The sequence below is a fragment of the Ramlibacter montanisoli genome, assembly GCF_013087525.1.
Taxonomy (GTDB): Bacteria; Pseudomonadota; Gammaproteobacteria; order Burkholderiales; family Burkholderiaceae_C; genus Ramlibacter; species Ramlibacter montanisoli.
On the sequence record NZ_JABFCS010000001.1, the window covers coordinates 1,654,761 to 1,672,027 of the forward strand.

General features: G+C 70.1%; 6 protein-coding genes. All 6 read right to left on the bottom strand.

Annotated elements, in window-relative coordinates:
* Positions 1–1,661 precede the first annotated feature (1,661 nt).
* The 6 genes from HK415_RS08360 to HK415_RS08385 are packed head-to-tail and all read right to left on the bottom strand — an operon-like array spanning position 1,662 to position 17,157.
* Positions 1,662–7,721 (bottom strand): beta strand repeat-containing protein, encoded by a 6,060-nt coding sequence (locus tag HK415_RS08360; RefSeq protein WP_171558095.1) that lies wholly within the window; start codon positions 7,719–7,721, stop codon positions 1,662–1,664.
* A complete protein-coding gene (locus HK415_RS08365; RefSeq protein WP_171558097.1) occupies positions 7,631–9,808 on the bottom strand; it encodes a beta strand repeat-containing protein in 2,178 nt (725 codons plus the stop codon). The genes HK415_RS08360 and HK415_RS08365 overlap by 91 nt, the downstream gene beginning before the upstream one ends.
* Positions 9,787–10,530 carry a hypothetical protein gene (locus HK415_RS08370; RefSeq protein ID WP_171558099.1) on the bottom strand — a complete coding sequence of 248 codons (744 nt, stop codon included), beginning with the start codon at positions 10,528–10,530 and terminating at the stop codon, positions 9,787–9,789. Before HK415_RS08370 ends, HK415_RS08365 begins: the two co-directional genes overlap by 22 nt.
* Positions 10,503–11,648 carry a hypothetical protein gene (locus HK415_RS08375; RefSeq protein ID WP_171558102.1) on the bottom strand — a complete coding sequence of 382 codons (1,146 nt, stop codon included), beginning with the start codon at positions 11,646–11,648 and terminating at the stop codon, positions 10,503–10,505. Before HK415_RS08375 ends, HK415_RS08370 begins: the two co-directional genes overlap by 28 nt.
* On the bottom strand, positions 11,558–13,576 hold the full coding sequence (locus HK415_RS08380) for a hypothetical protein (protein WP_171558104.1): 2,019 nt from the start codon (positions 13,574–13,576) through the stop codon (positions 11,558–11,560). The genes HK415_RS08375 and HK415_RS08380 overlap by 91 nt, the downstream gene beginning before the upstream one ends.
* 14 nt (positions 13,577–13,590) lie before the next feature.
* Complete coding sequence (locus tag HK415_RS08385) at positions 13,591–17,157, bottom strand: beta strand repeat-containing protein (protein ID WP_171558107.1); 3,567 nt, start codon at positions 17,155–17,157, stop codon at positions 13,591–13,593.
* Positions 17,158–17,267 lie beyond the last annotated feature (110 nt).

The window sequence follows — 17,267 nt, forward strand, 5'->3', positions numbered from 1 at the left end:
CAGCCAGCCGCCGCCGGTTTCCCATTGCCGCGGCGTGATCGTGCTATTCAGGAAGTCGCTGTTGTAGTCGGCGTCGCCGGCCTGGGTGGCGGCCGGTTCCCAGAAGTTCGTGTCGCCGTAATCCTGGTTCGGCAGCACGGCCTCGCCCGTGAACTTGGGCACGTACACGGTGCCGACCACGCCGCCGATGCCGGCGCCTTCCACCCGCAGCACGCGGGTGACGCCGGTGAACACGTCCACGTCGGTGTCGGCCAGCCGCTCGTAGCGGATCAGGTAGTCGTTGCCGGCGGCGTTGGCCGGCAGCGCCGAGCCGGTGGTGGAGCCCGCGAGCGCCTCCGACTCCAGCAAGGGTGCGGCGTCGGTGAATTCGATGGTCTGCCAGACGTAGGAGTTGTCGCCCGACAGCCAGTCCTCGAAGCCGGTGTCGCCGCCGAACAGGTTGAAGGTGTTGCGCTCGTACTTGGTCACCGTGGTCTGCACGAACTCCTGGCCTTCGGTCCAGACGTAGTACAGGCCGGAGCGCGGCGTGTAGTGGGTCACGTCGCCGTCGGTGCCCTGCAGCGTGTAGGTGATCTGGCTGAATTCCTCGGTGCCGTTCACCGTGGTGCTGAGCGAGCCGTCGTAGATCGACTTGACCACGCCGCCGGCGTCGTACACGTACTCCGTCTTGGCATCGTCCGACGTGTCGGCGTTGGAGATGCGCGCGGTGTCGATGATGGTGATCTTGCCGACGCGGTTCTTGGTGGTGTCGATCCGGTTGACGATCAGCTTGTAGTCGCTGTCGTTGGTGATGTCGACGTTGGCGTAGCCGTGGGCGGCGCGGATGATGCCGCCGCCGGTGCTCAGGATCTGGCCGGCCAGGATGATGCGGCCGCCTTCCGGCACCAGGTCGTCCACCACGATGGCCTGCTGCGCGGCGTCGAAGTGCGCCCGCACCGGGATGGCCTCGGTGCCGAAGCTCACGCCGGTCAGCGGGTTGCCGTTGACGTCGATCAGCTCCTCGGTGGTGCCCGGCTCGAAGGTGCTGGCGATGTGCAGTTCGACGTTCTGCGCGCCGCTCTGGATCAGGCCGTTGATGTTCAGGAAGCGCGCCGTGATGGCGATCGTCCCCTGCGCCAGGATGCGCGCGCCGGGCGCGTTGATGGCGGCCTCCAGGTTCGTGACGCCGTCATTGACCGTCGACGCATCGCCGAACTCGAGGTGCTGCTGCAGGCCGGCCTCGTTGAAGACGAGCTGGCGCAAGGTGTCGAAGTTGACCAGCTGGCGAGGGTCGCGGCCGGTATGGAACCAGTCGTCCGAGTTGAGCGTGAAGTCCTTGGCGGCCTCGATGATCACGGGGTTGCCGCGGATCTCGCCCGAGACGGTGATGCTCGCCTCGAGGTTGCGGATCTTGACCTCGCCGGTCTCGTTCACCACGTCGCCGACGATGTACAGGTCCTGGTCGAGCGCCGGCAGCTCCAGGTCGCCCAGGTCGAAGGACCCGCTCTGGTTCTGCGTGATCTCGATCTTCTTGTCGGCGACGTTCTCGTTGCTGGTCAGCGCGACGTTGTTGAAGTACACGTTGCCCGGGGTGAGCACAGTGTACTGGCCGTTGACCGAAGTCACCACGCGGGCGTCGTTGATCACGGCGTCGTTCACGGTCATCGTGAACGGCGTGTTGTTCAGGATGTTGATCTTCGCGCCGGCGCGGGCCACGATGTCGCCGTCCGTGATGCGCGCGTTGATGCCGGCCAGCGAGCCCGCGTCGCCATCCACGAACACGGAGCCGGGCGAGGCATAGATGTTCGGCACCTCCACGAAGATGATGTCCAGTTCGCGCCGGATGGTCGGCTGGATGCCGGGGTCACCAGGTCGCCGTCTTCCAGCAGCCCGAGTTCCGCCAGCGCCTCGTCGATCAGCTCCAGCTGCACCTGGTAGCGCGCCACCGCCTCGGGATTGCTCGAATGGCTGGCGATCCATCCCATCACCTTGTCGCGCTGCTCCAGCAGCACGTTGCCCAGGTTCTTGTAGATCAGCTGCGGCGCATCGAGCTCCACCGGCTTGATCACGAAGAACTCGCCTTCCACCGCCGTGCGGATGCGGCTGGTGATGTTGCTGTCGTACACCACCACGTTGGCCAGCAGCATGGCCGTGCCGTCGTTGGCCAGCGCATCGCCCTGTTCGAGGGTGGGGCCCAGCGGGCGCCAACGCGCCGTGTTGGCGAAGTTCTCCTGCTCCAGCACCACTTCCTGCGAGAACTGGGACACCGGGATGAACTGGTAGAAGTTGCCCACGGTGCCGCCGGCGTTGGCGCCGGCCACGACCTTGATCACCGTCCCGGTGTTGATCGCGAAGGGGATGGTGGCCAGGTCCAGCGCCGCGTAGTGGTACGGGATGTCCGCGTCCAGGCCCAGCGCGGTGCGCGTCGCGGCGTCGAGCGGATCGCCGATGTTGATGCCCGAGGGCAGCAGCGAGACCGGCTTGATCTGCAGGACCGACTGGTTGTTGATGCCTGCCTCGATCTTCGCCGTCGTGGCCACGTTCACCACGTTGGTGCTGTTGGTGTTGGCGTTGTCATCCACCGACACGCCGTAGGGGATCAGGGACAGCGACAGCACGTCGCCGGACTCGTGGCCGCGGGCGTCGCCGCCAATTCCTTCGATGCTGCGCAGGTAGATGTTCTGCAGCGCCTGCACCTTGCTGTTGCCCGTCACCTGGATGTTGTTGTGCTCGTCCAGGGTCACGGCGGCGATCGGAACGCCGATCGCCGGCAGCAGCGAATACGCCTGCACGTTGGCGTTGGCATAGCCGTCGCTGATGTTCACCTGCCCGTTGGCGTCGCGGCCGGCGAACAGCTTGACGTCCTTGCCCTTGACCGTGGCGCTGTTCAGAAGGATGTCGTTGTGGGTCTCGATGTCCGTGATCGCCACCGAGCCGCCGGCGCCGGAGATCGCCACCGCGATGGTGGTGTTGACGTCGGTGCGCGCGTAGCCGTTGGACCGCGTGGTGATCTCCACGTCGCCCGCGACGCTGCGCACGGTGGCGCCGTCGATGTTGACGGTGGAGCGGGTGTCCATCGACACGTCGGACTTGCCGAGCGAGATGCCCAGCAGGCCGTAGGCTTCGGTCTCGACCTTGTCCAGCGCCTCCACGTCGGTGAAGGATTCCAGCCGCAGCAGGCCGGGCGCCGCGTTGTTGCCGGCGGAGGTGATCTTCGCGCCGCTGCCCACGTCGATGCGGGCCTGGAACTCGTTGCTGTCGGTGCCGACGTCCGTGTCGCTCAGCAGCGCGGTGACGCCGCCCAGGGAGACCGAGGCGGACGCCAGGTTGGCTTCGTTCAGGGTGTCGAAGCGGGTCTTGTCGAACGCGTTGCGGGCGCTCAGCAGGACGTTGACCGCGGTGATCTGGGCGTTGTTGCCCACGGAGATCAGCGCGTCGCCGGTCGCCTCCACGCTGGCCAGGGCGCCGCCGCCGGTGGCCAGGCCGAACTGCAGGGCCTCGGACTTCATGTCGAGGTTTTCCTGGTTCAGGGAACGCAGGCTCACGGAAGTGGCGTTGGCGATGGTCGCACCGGTTCCGATGGTGACCTGGGTGCTCTGGTCGCTGTCGACTTCCACCAGGGCGCCGGTCACGGCGATCGCGCCGCCGCCGGCGGCCTGGCCGCTGGCCCAGGCGTCGTTGGTGTTGCTGGCGTCGATGGTGACGAAGCGGGCGTGGGTGATGTCGGCGCCGTCGTCCATGCCGGCGTTCACTTCCACGACGCCGTCGCCGCGGCCGATGTCCACCTTGGTGGCCATGCCGCCGACGGCGATGCCGCCCACGGTGACGCCGTGGCCGACGGCCGTTCCCGTGTTGTGGGAGAGCGCCTGCACCGCGACATCGTTGGTGGTCGACACCGTGGACGCGCTGCCCAGGCGGGCGCTCACCGTGGTGTCGAGGTCGGTCTGCGCGAAGTTGACGCCGACGGCGATCAGGCCGCCCGCCAGCGCGAAGGTTTCGCTCTCGGCGACGTTGTCCGCATCGGCCTTGACGGTCAGCGAATTCGCCGTCACGTTGCCGTTGGACAGCACGTTGACGCTGCCGCCCACGTGGGCGTCGCTCAGGCTCAGGCCCACGCCCACCGTGCCCAGAGCCACGCCAGCGGCGGTCGACCGGGCCTCGTTGTCGGCTTCACCGGCGATGGTCACGCCGCCACCGGCGGTGATCGTGCCCGACATGGTGGCCGTCACGTTGGCTTCGGAATCCGAGAAGGCAACGGCGCCCGAGGCGCCCAGCAGGGCACCGCCGGCACCGGCGAGCGCCGTGGCGACGGCGCCGTCCCCGCCCAGGGTGTTGTAGCGGGCGCGGAAGCGCACGTTGCCGCCGCCCGTGGTGGTGTGCACGGTCGCGCCGCTGCCCAGCGTGGCGCTGACCGCGGGCGCGAGGTTGGCGAACACGAAGGAGCCGGCGAGCGAGCCGGCGCCGCCGGCGAAGCCCTGGGTCTTGCCCTCCGCGGTCATGCGCGTGTCGGCATCGACCGTGACGCTGCCCGTGGTGCGGATGTCGGCGCTGTCGCCGACTTCGGCCGTCACCTCCGGCGAGACGTTCACGAAGGCGAAGTTGATGCTGCCGGCGATCGCGCCGACGCTGATGCCGAAGGCCGTGGCCTTGGTGTCGATCGTGGAGTCGGCGTTGACCTCGACGCTGCCGACGGTGCCCACGCCCTGGCCGATCTGCGCATTGGCGCCGATGTAGGCCCGCGTTTCGGTGGCGCCGGGGTTGTCGATGCTGATCTTGGTGAAGGATGCGCCGATGGCGCCCGCGCCCGTGGCAAGGGCCGGCGTTTCGGTCAGGAAGTTCTGGTCCGTCTTCGCGTCGATGTCGATCGCTCCGGCGCGCACCACGGTCGCGCCTGCAGAAAGGCCCGCGCTGCTGGTGCTGGCGTCGTTGACCACCGACACCGCGGCGCCGACGCCGACGAAGCCGGCGGCGCCCGCCAGGGCCAGCACGTCCACGTCCTCGTCGAGGTCACTGCTCACGCGCAGGGTGCCGCCGGCACTGAGCGTGCCGCCCGCCGCCGCCGTGACGTTGGAGGCGATGTTGGTGACGCTGATGCCCGCGCCGACGCCGACCAGGCCGGCAGCGACGCCGCCGGTGACCAGGTCGACCTCCAGGTCTTCCACCGCCTGCACGCGGATGTCGCCGCCGGCCGTGGTCTTCGAATTGCTCGCGATGGTGGCCGAAGTCCCCTTGATCGCCTCAGGCCCCGCGCCCAGTGCCGAGCCGACTTCCGCGGCCGACAGGCTGTTCGCATTCAGGGTGGCGACGCTGCCATTGACGACGCCGGCCATGCGGCCGTCGCTGGTCTTGTCCGCCTCCGGATCGTTCGGCGGCGTCGGGCCGAAGGCGCCGCCCAACTGGCTGCCGACCTGGCCGGAAGCGGCCTGGCCCTGGTCCGCGGCGTCCTGGTCGGCCGTCTTCGGGCCGGAGCCAACCTGAAGCGCGTTGCCGCTGGTGCCTTCCGAGCCGTCCTCGTTGTTGTCCGAGTAGTCGGACGTCATCGCCGAGCCGATGGACCAGACGGACACCGATGCCGCCACGCCCACCACGCCGGCCGCGCCGGCCAGGACGAAGCCGTCGACCTCCTTGATGGAGGCCGCGTTCGCCTCGACGTTGTCGTTGGCGGTGACGGCGGAGCCGCCCAGGATCTGGGCGCTGGTGTCGTTGGTGAGCACGCCCACGCTGACCGCGGCGCCGACGCCGACGAAGCCGCCGGCGATCGCGCCGGCAAAGGTGGTGGCGCGCGCCTCGTTGGCGGCGCCGACGAAGACGCCCTGGCCGCTGGCGGCGTCCGCGTTCACGAAGGCGTGCCCGACGCCGCCGCCCACGGACGTGAGGTTCTTGCGGCCGGGGTCCCCGCCCGCGATGGCGTGGGCTGCCGTGTCGTACAGCGCGAAGTTGCCGCCGCCCAGGCTGCGCACGTAGTAGATCCTGCCGTCTTCCAGTCCGCCGACGGCAGCGCCGCTGCCCTTGCGGTAGGTGACGGAGTCGCCGTTGACCAGGCCGGTGCCGGTGCCGAGCGCGATGGCGTCGGTGGCGATGTCGACGTCGGTGGTGAGGAAGGCGATCGCTTCCTGGTTGATGTCGGCATCGCCGATCCAGGCCTGCGTGTCGGAGTCGACCACGCTGACCGTCACCGCGCCGGACACGCCGACGAAGCCGCCGGCGGCGGCCACGCCGATGTGCAGCAGTTCCTCGCTGGAGGTGGCCTGCACGACCAGGCCGTGCCGGGTCTCGGTGCTGAAGCCGTTGGCTGCGTCGCCGCTGGTGAGCCCGGAGGTCAGGACGCCGGAAACGCCGGCGCCGTGGCCCTTGGCGTCCACGCTGGCGAAGTCGTCCACGAAGGCCTGCGTGTCCTTGCTGATCACGGTCACGCCGACCGAGGCGCCCACGCCGACGAAGCCGGCACCGAGGGCGCCGCTGATCATCATCATGGACGTATCGTCCGAGGCGCGCACCGCCACGTCGCCGCCGGCATGCACGTCGCCCTTGATCGAAGCCTTGGTCTCGTTGGTGATCGACAGCACGCTGACGCCGCCGCCCACGCCCACGGAGCCGGCGGCGATGCCCATGCCGATCATCAGCACGTCCTCGGTGGCGTGCGCGTCCACGCTCACGTCGTTGCGCGCGCGCACGTCCGCGCCGGCGCCTATGCTGGCCGTGGTGGTCATGCCCAGCACGGTCACGTCCACGCCGGGCGCCACGCCCACGGCGCCGAAGCCGGCACCCGCGGCCAGGGCCACGTGGTGGAAGTCGCTGCCGGAGCTGACGGACACGCTCTGGCCGGAAGCCGCGCCGCTGGCGTCGGTGTTGACGTCCGCGTTGGCGCCGATGAAGGCGCTGGTATTGACGTTCACCACGTTCACCGCGGCGGCGATCGCCACGCCCACGGTGCCGCCGCCGATGCCGGCGGCATAGGTCTCGATGTCGTCGCGGCTGGTGGCGGCGATCGCCACGCCCTGCACCGTCGCGGTGTTCGCCGTCAGGTTGCGCTGGCCGGGGATCGCGGTAGTCCCGCCGGCTTCGTCGCCGTTGGAGTCGATGCCCTTCACGTTGGGCTGGTCGACCTCGCCGCCGCCCTTGAGGCTGTTCGCATCCTGGCTGACGGCGTCCTGCGCTTCCAGGAACTCGGACTTCGTCAGGACGTGGCCGGTGCCGAAGGCGGAGCTGGGCGTGCCGTCGTCGTCGGCCTGCGTCAGGTTGACACGCGTGACCAGCTTGTGGGACGTGCCGGTTCCGTCGTCGGTCAGGTTGACCCGACCGAGGGCGCCGCCGTCGCGCGCATGCTGCTTGGTGTCGTAGAAGGTGACGTCATCGCCCTGGACGCGCACGAAGTAGGCGTTGCCGTCCACCAGGCCGCCGATCGCGGTGCCGCCGCCCGCGCGGTACACCACGCGGTCGCCGGTGTCGAGGCCGTGGCTCGGGGCCAGGCTCAGGGTCTCGGCCGTGGCATCCACCCGCCCGGTGGGATCGATGCTCACGTCGCCGGCCATGGCGTTGGCCTTGGTGTTGTAGAAGCTGGCCACGCCGCCGTCGTTGCGCAGGAAGTAGCGGCCGCCGTTGTCCAGGCCGCCGACGGCGAGGTTGTTCTCGTTCTCGCCCTTGCGATAGGTCACGGCATCGCCGGTGACCAGCGGGGAGGAACCCAGGTTGACGGTATCGTTCGCCAGGTCGACATCGCCCTGGTCGAAGGTGTCGAACAAGGGCGCGCGTCGACGACGAAGCTCTCGTTGAAGGTACCGGTGTTGACCGACAGGCCGGCCGTGTTGCCGTCGCCCGTGACCTTGGCGCCCTGCCCGATGAAGGCCTGTGTGTTCTTGTTGACGACGCTGACCGTCGCCGCCGCGCCGACACCGGCGCTGCCGCCCACGGCGACCGTGGCCACCACCTTGTCCATTTCGGTGACGTCGTCCGCGGCGATCCGCACGGTGCCGCCGGCATGCACGTCGCCCGCGCCCAGCGAGGCCGGGCCGGAGTCCGGCAGGTCGCCGATGTAGGCGCGTGTCGTCATGTTCAGCACGTGCACGCTGGCGTTCACGCCGACGCCGGCGCTGCCGCCCACCGCGATGCCGGCCGCCACCGAGGTGACGTCCTCGCTGGACATCGCGTTGACGTCGATGTCGCCCTCGACATCGGCGATCACCCCGGAATCAATGAAGGCGGAGGTGTTCTTGACCAGGGAGAGCACGTCCGCGCCGACCGCAACGCCCACGGAGCCCGCGGCGCCGATGGAGCCGGCCACCGAGACGATGGTGGTGGCATCGCTGGCCTTGACCACGAGGTCGGGCACGCCGGCGGCGATCCCGTTGGTGGAATTCACGGCGGCACCGCGTCCGACGGACGCGGTGGTGGTCTCGCTCAGGACGTTGATGGTCGGGGCCACCGCCACGCCCACCGAGCTGGCGGCCGCGCCGGCCGCCGTGATGGCGATGAATTCCTCGGTGGAGACCGCCTCCACCTTCACGCCGTCGCTGCCCGCCGATTCGACCAGGTTGCCGGCGCCGATGCGCGCCTCGACCGTGTCGATGTGGACCATCGTGGTGTTCGCCACGCCGACGCCGGCGCTGCTGCCGCCGCCGATGGCGCCGCCGATCATCAGCGAGTCCAGGTCGCCCTGGGCACGGATGGTCACGTCACCGCCCGCGTCCAGGCTGGTGTCGGGGCTGTCCTCGAGGAAGGCGCGGGTCTGGGTGCTGAGCACCTGCACCGCGATCGATGCTGCCACGCCGGTGCCGCTGGTGCTCAGGCCGAAGGTGCCTGCGATGGAGGTGATGTCGTCGGCCGAGGTCGCCTCGACCGAGATGTCGTCGCCGGCGACCAGGTCCGCGCCTGCGCCCACGGAGGCCGTGGTGTCGCGCACGATGACGCCGACGTCCAGGCCGATGCCGACGCCCGCATTGCCGGTGGAGGCGGCCAGGCCGCCCGCGGCGCTGACCAGCGTCAGCGTGTCGGAGGCGGCGACCTCGATGTCGCCGCCGGTGGCGGTGACGTCCGCCAGCGTGCCGATGCGCGCGCTGGTGTCGACCAGGAAGATGTTGACGCTGCTGGAGCCGCCGACCGCATTGCCCCCGGCTGCGCCGGCGACGCCCGCGGCGAAGCTGGTGACCGCGACCGTGCCGATCACGGGCAGTTCCTCGCTCTTGGGCAGCACGGACGACGTCGCCTTGACGGAGACGGAGTCGCTGGCCGTGACCACGGCCGCATCGCCCAGCGTGGGCTTGTCGCCGATGCTGGCGCGGGTCTCCTGGTCCACGACGTTCAGGGCGATGGCGATGCCGATGCCGGTGCCGCCGCTCTGGGTGCTGATGGCCGCGCCGCCCGCGATGTTCTGGAGCTCGTTCTTGCTCTCGGCGAACACGTCCACGGAGCCGGCCGTGGCCGTCAGCGTGGCGCCGCCGGCCACGCTGGCTGCCGTGTCCTGCACGACGATGTTGATCGATACCGAGCCGCCCACGGCGGTCTGCTTGGAAGCGGCGCCCGCGAGCGCCCGGCTCTGGAATGTGTTGGTCTCGCCACTGGCCATCTTGGCCTCGACGGCGATGCTGTCGGCGCTGAGCGTCGCGTCGCCGACCTCGGCGCGGTTGTCGATCAGCGCGATGTTGAGGCTGACCGCGCCGGCCACGCCGGTGTCCGCATTGGTGTTGGTGGCCGTGGACAGGCCCTGCGCGACGGCATCCGCCACGCTGGTGGCCTGCACTTCCATCGCGCCCGTGGCGGTGATGGTCACGTTGCTGCCGATGCGCGCGGTGGTGTCGGCATCCAGGAAGTTCACCGCGACCGCGGCCGACACGGCCGGGCCGTCGCTGGAAGACCCGCCTTCGAGCTGCTGCCGTCGCTATTGCGCCCGGATTCCTTGCCGGTGTCGTCGCTGGCATCGCTGCGCGCCTTGCTCTGGGCGTCGGAGTCCGGCTTGGCCGTGGTGCCGGCGCGCGAGGTGGCATGGTCGGACTGCGCGTTGGTCTCCTGCTCGGAGTCCTTCGAGGCTTCGCCGCCCTCCTCGTCGCCGTTGGTGTCGCTGGAAGCCCCGGCGGCGCTCGCCTTGCTCAGCGCCGTCACGGTCGCCTTCGAAGCGGCCTTCACGTCGACCTCGTGGGCGCCGGTGAAGCTGCGGCCGATCTCGGCCTCGGTCTTGTTCACCGCGATGTTCAGTGACAGCGCCACGCCGACGGCGGCGTCGCTGCCGGCCGCGCTGCCGCTGCCGGTGGTCAGCACCGTGCTGTCCAGGCTGGCGGTGGCGCCGAGGTCGCCGCCGAGAGTGATGGTTCCGCCCGAGCCACTGTCCGTGCCGATGCGCGCGCGGGTGGTGTTTTCCACCACCGCGATGCCGATGGCGGCGCCGACGCTGGTGCCGCCGCCGCTGGCGCCGTTCTCCGCGAGCGTGTGCGCCGCGCTGGCGGCGTCGGCGGACACCAGGAAGTGGCCGGTGTTGCCGGACATCGTTTCGCCGTTCTGGACTTCGGCGATGGTGTCGGCCAGCAGGATGTTCAGCGCGAAGGAGGCGCCGACGCCCACGCTGCTGCCCCCGCGCCGCCGGTCACGCCGGAGGGCGCCGCGGAGACGAAGCTCTCGCTGCGGTTGGCCGCATGGATGTCCACGTCGCCGCCGTCCAGCGTCACGTTCGCTGGCGTGGCGGTCACGATGGTGCCTTCGTCGAAGCCGACAACGGCGATCGAATCGAGGTTGGCGACCGTGATCGCCACCGAGCCGGCCACGCCGATGTCGCCGCCGCTGGCGCCGGACAGCGCCTCGGCGTGCATGGTGTGCGTGCCGTCGAACAGGCGCTGGGTCGTGTTGCCGTTGGAGGTCAGCTTGATCGCCTTGCCGGCCAGCGCGTCCTCGCGCGAGGTCGCGAGCTCGGCCCGGTCCCCGTCGAGGATGATGATGTAGTAGGTGGTGCCGTCGGTGAGGCCGCCCATGGTGGCGCCGGTGCCGTTGTCGTAGCGCACGGCGTCGCCGGTGCGCAGGTTGTGCCCTGCGCCGAGGTCCACCACGCGGCGCTGGGCGGAGTCGAAGCTCACCTCGTCCTGCCCGATCAGGCCGAACAGGCCGCCGTATTCGAACTTGTGGCCGCTTCCCGTGCCCTGGTCGGTGAGGTCCACCCGGCCTACGGTGCCGCCGGCCTTGGCGCGCGCTTCGCCCTCCTCGTCGTCGGAGCCTTCGTACAGGATGACCTTGCCGCCGTCCTCGACGCGCGCGTAGTAGCTGTCGCCGTCGTCGAGACCGCCGATCTCGTTGCCGTCACCATTCTGGTAGGTGACCTTGTCGCCGGTCTTGATCGTGTGGCCCTTGCCGATGAACAGCGTTTCGGCGTCCGTGTCGACCAGGTTCACCAGGGCCGGCTCGACCTCGAGCTCGCGCTGGGCCATCTTCGCCTCGACGGTGAGGCCCGCGGCCTCGACGGTCGCGCCCGCACCCACGTAGGCCTCGTTGTGCACCGTCGCCACGTTCACCGCGACACCGACGCCGACGCCGGTGCCTCCGCTGCTGGTGACGGCGCTGCCGTCGGCCGTGGCGGTCGCATCGGTCAGGTTCGCGGCGGTCAGGATGAGCGCGCCCGAGCCATCATCGTCGCTGTCCGCGATGACGGTCCGGAATTCGGGCAGGGCCGCCCGCGAGGTGGAAGTGGCCACTGTGACGGCCACCGCGCCCGCGACGCTGACGGAGCCGCCGGACGTGTCCGAGCTGGCGGCGTCGGTCTTGTTGGTGCCGCCGTCGGTCTGCCCGCCGTTCGCGCTGGAGCGGCTGTTGGCGAAGTCTTCCTGCTTGCCGACCTTCTGGTCGGTGGTTTCCTGCGCCGGTTCGCCCTCGGCGGGCTCTTCTTCCTGTTCGCCGCCGGCGACGCTCGCACGGGCGGTGGCGCGGTTGGTGGAGATGGTGCTGGCGCCGAACTGCACGTCGCCCGCGGCCGTGATGTCGCGGCCGGTGGTGGCGATGGCGGAGTCGGTGCCGATGGAGACGGCGATCGTGATGCCCACCCCCGTGTCGCCGGACTCGGTGTCGCCCTTGGCGTCGGTGAAGACCGAGCCTTCGTGCGATGCGTCGGCATCGAGGCCGCCGCTGAGCGTGAGCGTGCCGCCCGCCAGAGCTCGGCACGGGTGTCGTTGTCGGCCACGGAAACGGCCACCACCGCGGTGATCGCGGTGTCGCCGGCGGAGCCGCCTTCCGCTTCGGTCGCCATCGCCGACTTGGACGACGCGACCATCGTGAGGTCGTTCGCGCCGCTGATCAGGACATTGCTGCCCACCACGGCGTCGGTGTCGGTCTCGCCGACGTTGACGGCGATCGAGGCGCCCACGCCGATGTCGCTGCCGCCTTCCTGCTTGGCGCCGGCCTTGACCGTGTTGGAGACGAAGTTCTCCGCCGAGAGCGACACGTCGCGGTCGGCGACGGTGCCGGTCAGCGTGAGGGTGGCGTTGTCGGCGATCTTCGCCTGGGAGCGGCTGATGCCCACGTTGATGGCCAGCGCGCCGGCCACGCCGGTCCCGGCGCCGCTGGCGCCGGAGGTGGCTTCGGCCTTGAAGCCGTGCACCTGGTCGCCGCCGTCGGCGGGCACCAGGGCCTGCACCACCACGCCGTCGGCGGTGACCGTGCTGTCGCCGAGGATGGCTTCGTTCACCACGTTGGCCACGTTGACGGAGACGGCGACACCGACACCGGTGCCGCCGTCCGCCCCTTCGCCCTCCATCGTGGTGCTTGCATCCGCGATGGCTTCCGCCCCTGCATTGTTCTCGGACTTGAGGGTCAGCACGCCGTCCGTGGAGGACGTGCCGGCCACGATGACGAGCCCGTCGTCGATCTTCGCGCGGGCCGTGGAACTCTGGATGGTGATGGCGACCGCGCCGGCCACCTGCACCTTGCTGCCGCCTTCGCCCTCGGCGGAAGCGCCGTCGGTGCTCTGCGCCGGCGAGTCGGAGCCGTTGGCCGAAGCCTTGCTGTTGGCCGCGTTGCGGTTGTCCTTGACCTGCTTGTTGACGCCGCCCTCGGTCGCATCCGGCGAGCCCTCGGCGGGCTCCTCGTCATCGCCGCCGGCCACGCTGGCCTTGGCATTGCTGGAGGTGGACGACACGCTGCGGCCGTTGAAGGCGACCAGCCCGCCCGCGCTCAGGTTGCGGGCGGTGCTGGCTTCGGCGAAGTCGGAGCCGATGCTCAGGGCCAGCGAGATGCCGACGCCAGTGTCGCCCGACTCGGTGTCGCCCTCGGCCTTGGTCTCGACGGAACCGATGTGCCGCGCCTTGACGTCGAGGTCGTCGCCGACGGTGGTCGTGGCCGCGATCAGCGGATCCAGGCTTCCCAGCTTCGCGATGGTCTCGTTGCTGGAGACCGTGACCGCGATCACCGGCGTGACGGCCGTTTCGCCCGCCGACCCGCCTTCGGCGGTGGTGGTCATGTCGTTGCGGGACGTGGCTTCCAGCGTCACGTCGTTCGCCCCGCTGAGCGTGGCGTCGACACCGAGCAAGGCATCCGTGTCGGTCTCGCCGACGTTGATGGCGATCGAGGCGCCCACGCCGATGCTGCCGCCGCCGGACTGCTTTCCCGTGGCCTTGGCGCTGTTGGTCACGCTGTTGCCGGCATTCAGCTCACGTTGCCTGCAGCGTTCAGCGTGACGGTCGCGCCGTCCGCGATCCTGGCCGCGCTGCGGCTCAGGCCCACGTTGATGGCCAGCGCGCCGGCCACGCCGGTGTCCGCGCCGCTGGAGCCGGAAGTGGCCTCCGCGCTGAAGGCATGCAGCTGGTTGCCGCCCGCCATCGGGACGCTGGCGTGCAGCACCAGGCCGTCGGCCGTGATCGTGCTGTCGCCCAGCAGCGCTTCGTTGGTCACCGTCCCCACGTTGACCGCGACGGCGATGCCCACGCCGGTGCCGGTCGGGCCGCCGCCCGCTTCGAAGCCGTGCACGCTGCCGGTCGCGGCGGTGTCGCCGATGGCGACCAGGCCGTCGGTGCCGCTGCCCTCCGCATGCGCCTTGGTGTCGAACAGCTTGGCTTCGTTGCCGTCCATGCGCACGTAATACGCCTTGCCATCCTCCAGGCCGTCGACGAGGGTGCCGCCGGGATCCTTGCGGTAGATGACCTTGTCACCGGTGCTGAAGCCGTGGCCGGCGCCCAGGTCGATGCTGTCGTTCTCGGCATCGACGATGCCGCTGGTGGTGGGATTGAATTCCACCGTGCGGGCCATGACCGTGCTGGCGTCCGCGACCGCCTCGGAGTCCGAGTTGTTCTCGGACTTCAGGGTCAGCACGCCGTCGCTGCCGACCGTGCCGGTCGCCACCGTCAGGTTGTTGTCGATGCGGGCGCGCGCCGTGGACGACTGGATGCCCACGGAGATCGCGCCGGCCACCTGCACCTTGTCGCCGCCCGCGCCCTCGGCCGACGCACCGCTGGTGCTCGGCGTGGCGGAGTCGCCGCCTTCGGCGGAGGCGCGGTTCGACGCGAGGTCGCGGTTGTCCGCCACCTGCTTGTTCACGCCGCCCTGGCTCTCCTCGGGCGAGCCTTCGGCGGGTTCGTCGGCGGAATCGCCGCCGGCCACGCTGGCCTTGGACTTCGCGCTGTTGGACGAAACGTTGCGCGCCGTCAGCGTCGCGAGGCCGCCCGCGTTCAGGTCGCGCGAGAGGGCGACCAGCGCCATGTCGGTGCCGATGCTCAGGGCCAGCGAAACGCCGACGCCCGTGTCGCCCGAGGTCGTGTCGCCTTCGGCGGAGGTCTTCACCGATCCCTGGTGGTCGGCGGTGGCCAGGAGGTCGTCTCCCAGCGTCATCGTGCCGAGCAGCGACTCGGCCTTCAGCAGCGTCTGGGTCTCGTTGTTGGAGACGCTGATCGCGACCACCGGCGTCACGGCGGTGTCGCCCGCCGCGCCGCCCTCGGCCCTGGTATCCATGTCGTTGCGCGAACCGGCCGCCAGCGTGAGGTCGCCGGCGCCGGTGAGGTTGGCATTGGTGCCCAGGAGCGCGTTGGTGTCGGTCTCGCCGATGTTCAGGGCGAAGTTGCCGCCCACGCCCACGTCCGGGCTGCCTTCCTGCTTGCCGGTGGCCTTGACTTCGCTGCGGATGAAGTTCTCGGCCTTCACCTGCACGGCGCCGGAACCGGTGATGGCCACCACCGTGCCGTCGCGGATCGCCGCGCTGGTGTCGCTGATCACCACGCCGATGGCGAGCGCACCGGCCACGCCGGTGTCGCCGCTGCTGGCACCGGCCACGGCGGAGACGGCGAAGCGGTTCAGTTTCGCCGCGCCGACTAGGCTGTGGCCGTCGGCGCTGGCACCGGCGCTCGAAAGGCTCACCAGGCCGGTGGCGCCGCCCGCCACTGCATGCTCCTTGGTGTCGTAGAGCTTGATCTTGCCGTCCGACTGCAGCGCGACGAAGTAATGGGCGTCGTCGTCGAGGCCGCCGATCTCGCTGGCGGCCAGGCCTTCGTGCTGGTAGACGACCTCGTCGCCGGTGCGGAAACCGTGCGCGCCGTCCGCGAGCGTGATCGCATCGCTGGCCACGGCGGCGGGCAGGAAGTCGAAACTGCGCGTGCCCGTCAGCGCCTGCACGTCGAGCGCACCGGCACTCACGCCGCTGCCGTCCACGTAGGCATGGTTGTCCAGCACGTCCACGCCGATCGCGACCGCGATGCCCACGCCCGTGGCGTCGTCCGCGGTGCTGCTGCCGTCGGCGCTGGTCTTCGCGTCGGTGGCGGCGGTGGAGGAGATGTCCAGCAAACCGGTGGAGGCGACGTGGCCGCTGGTGTCCACCGAGGCTTCGCTGTCCGCCAGCACCGTGCCGACCGCGACGGCTCCCGCGAACGTCACGCTGCCGCCCGCGGTGGACGCATCGTTGTTCGCCAGCGCGTCCTGCGAAGCCGTGGCGCCGTCGGAGTTGCTGCTGTCGGTGGCGCCGTCCTCGCTGGCCTTGGCCAGCACCGTCACCGTGGTCTGCGAACTGGCGTTCACCGAGACGCTGGCCGCGTCGACGGTGGCGCTGCCGCCGATGGCGGCGCGCGTGCCGGTATCCACCCAGGCCAGTGCCAGGCTGGCGCCGGCCCCGGCCAGCGTGCCGTCGGCCAGCGCCGAGGCCGTGACGACGTTGTCGGCGGACAGGTCGAAGGCGCCGGTGACGTCGATGTCGGCCGAGCCGCCGACATGCGAGTCGGCGTCGCTGAACAGGATCAACACCGCCACCGCGGCGTCGGCGTCGCCGTCGTTCTGGGACGCGATGCCCGCGAGCGAGGCCACCGCGGACACGTCGGACAGGGACGACACCGTCAGGGCGCCCGTGGCCGTGATGTCGCCGGTGGCACCGATGTTCACCTCCGCCGCGGAATTGGCGTAGATGAAGGCGAGCTGCAGGCTGCCCAGGCCCAGGCCGCCGTTGTCGATGGCTATGCTCGCCGAGGACGTGAGCTTGACGTCATGCGCGCTCAGCACGCCCAGGATGTCGATCTCCGCATCGACGTCGGCGTAGAAATCGAAGTCGAAGTCGTTGCTGGGGTCGCCCGCGACGATGGCCGCCAGCGCCTCCTCCTCCGGGGTGAGCAGGTCGTTGGCGAAACCGGTGCTCGCCTGCGTGACGCTCAACGCCAGGTCGTGCCCGCCCGTCAACGTCACGGAGGCGGTGGATGCGACCTCGATGTCGGCATTGGAGCTGACCGTGAAGTCGAATCCCAGGGAAGCGGTCCCCGAGAGGATTACCTTGTCCTTGAAGAAGTCCTGCCCGCCGCCGGCGAAGTTGATGGTGAGCGCATCGCCGGTGGGGTTCAGCAGGGCGAGGCTCGCCGTGTCGATGGTCAGCGTGTCGCTGAACATCCCCGGCAGCACCGCGCGGCTGACGTTGATCGTGTTCTCGGTGGCCGCGATGGCCGCGGAGAACACCTGGTTGGCGGTGCCCGTCTGGGTCAGGCGCACCTGCAGCCCGCCGTCGTCGACGACGCCGAGCGTGAGGTTGGTGACCAGGACATCGCCCGCGTTCGGCGCGTCGGGATAGTTGACGTTGGCGGACAGCAGCAGCCGCGGCTCGATGGCCTCCAGGGCGAAGTCGCTGCGCCGCGGGCGGCGGCGCGACGTGCGGGACGGGCCTTCAGGCTGGACGGATCCGAATGCGCCGCGGATCTGCGTGGCGATCCAGGAACGCGCGAATGCTTCGCGCACCGAACGAATCGATTGCATGGCACCCCTCAGACGGGTCGCCGGACCCGCCGAGTCTCTTGTTGATCGTCGAATCTCCCCGGCGCTGGAGTAGTTATGGGGTGCCGGATATTCGGTCGTAAAGTGTCGAT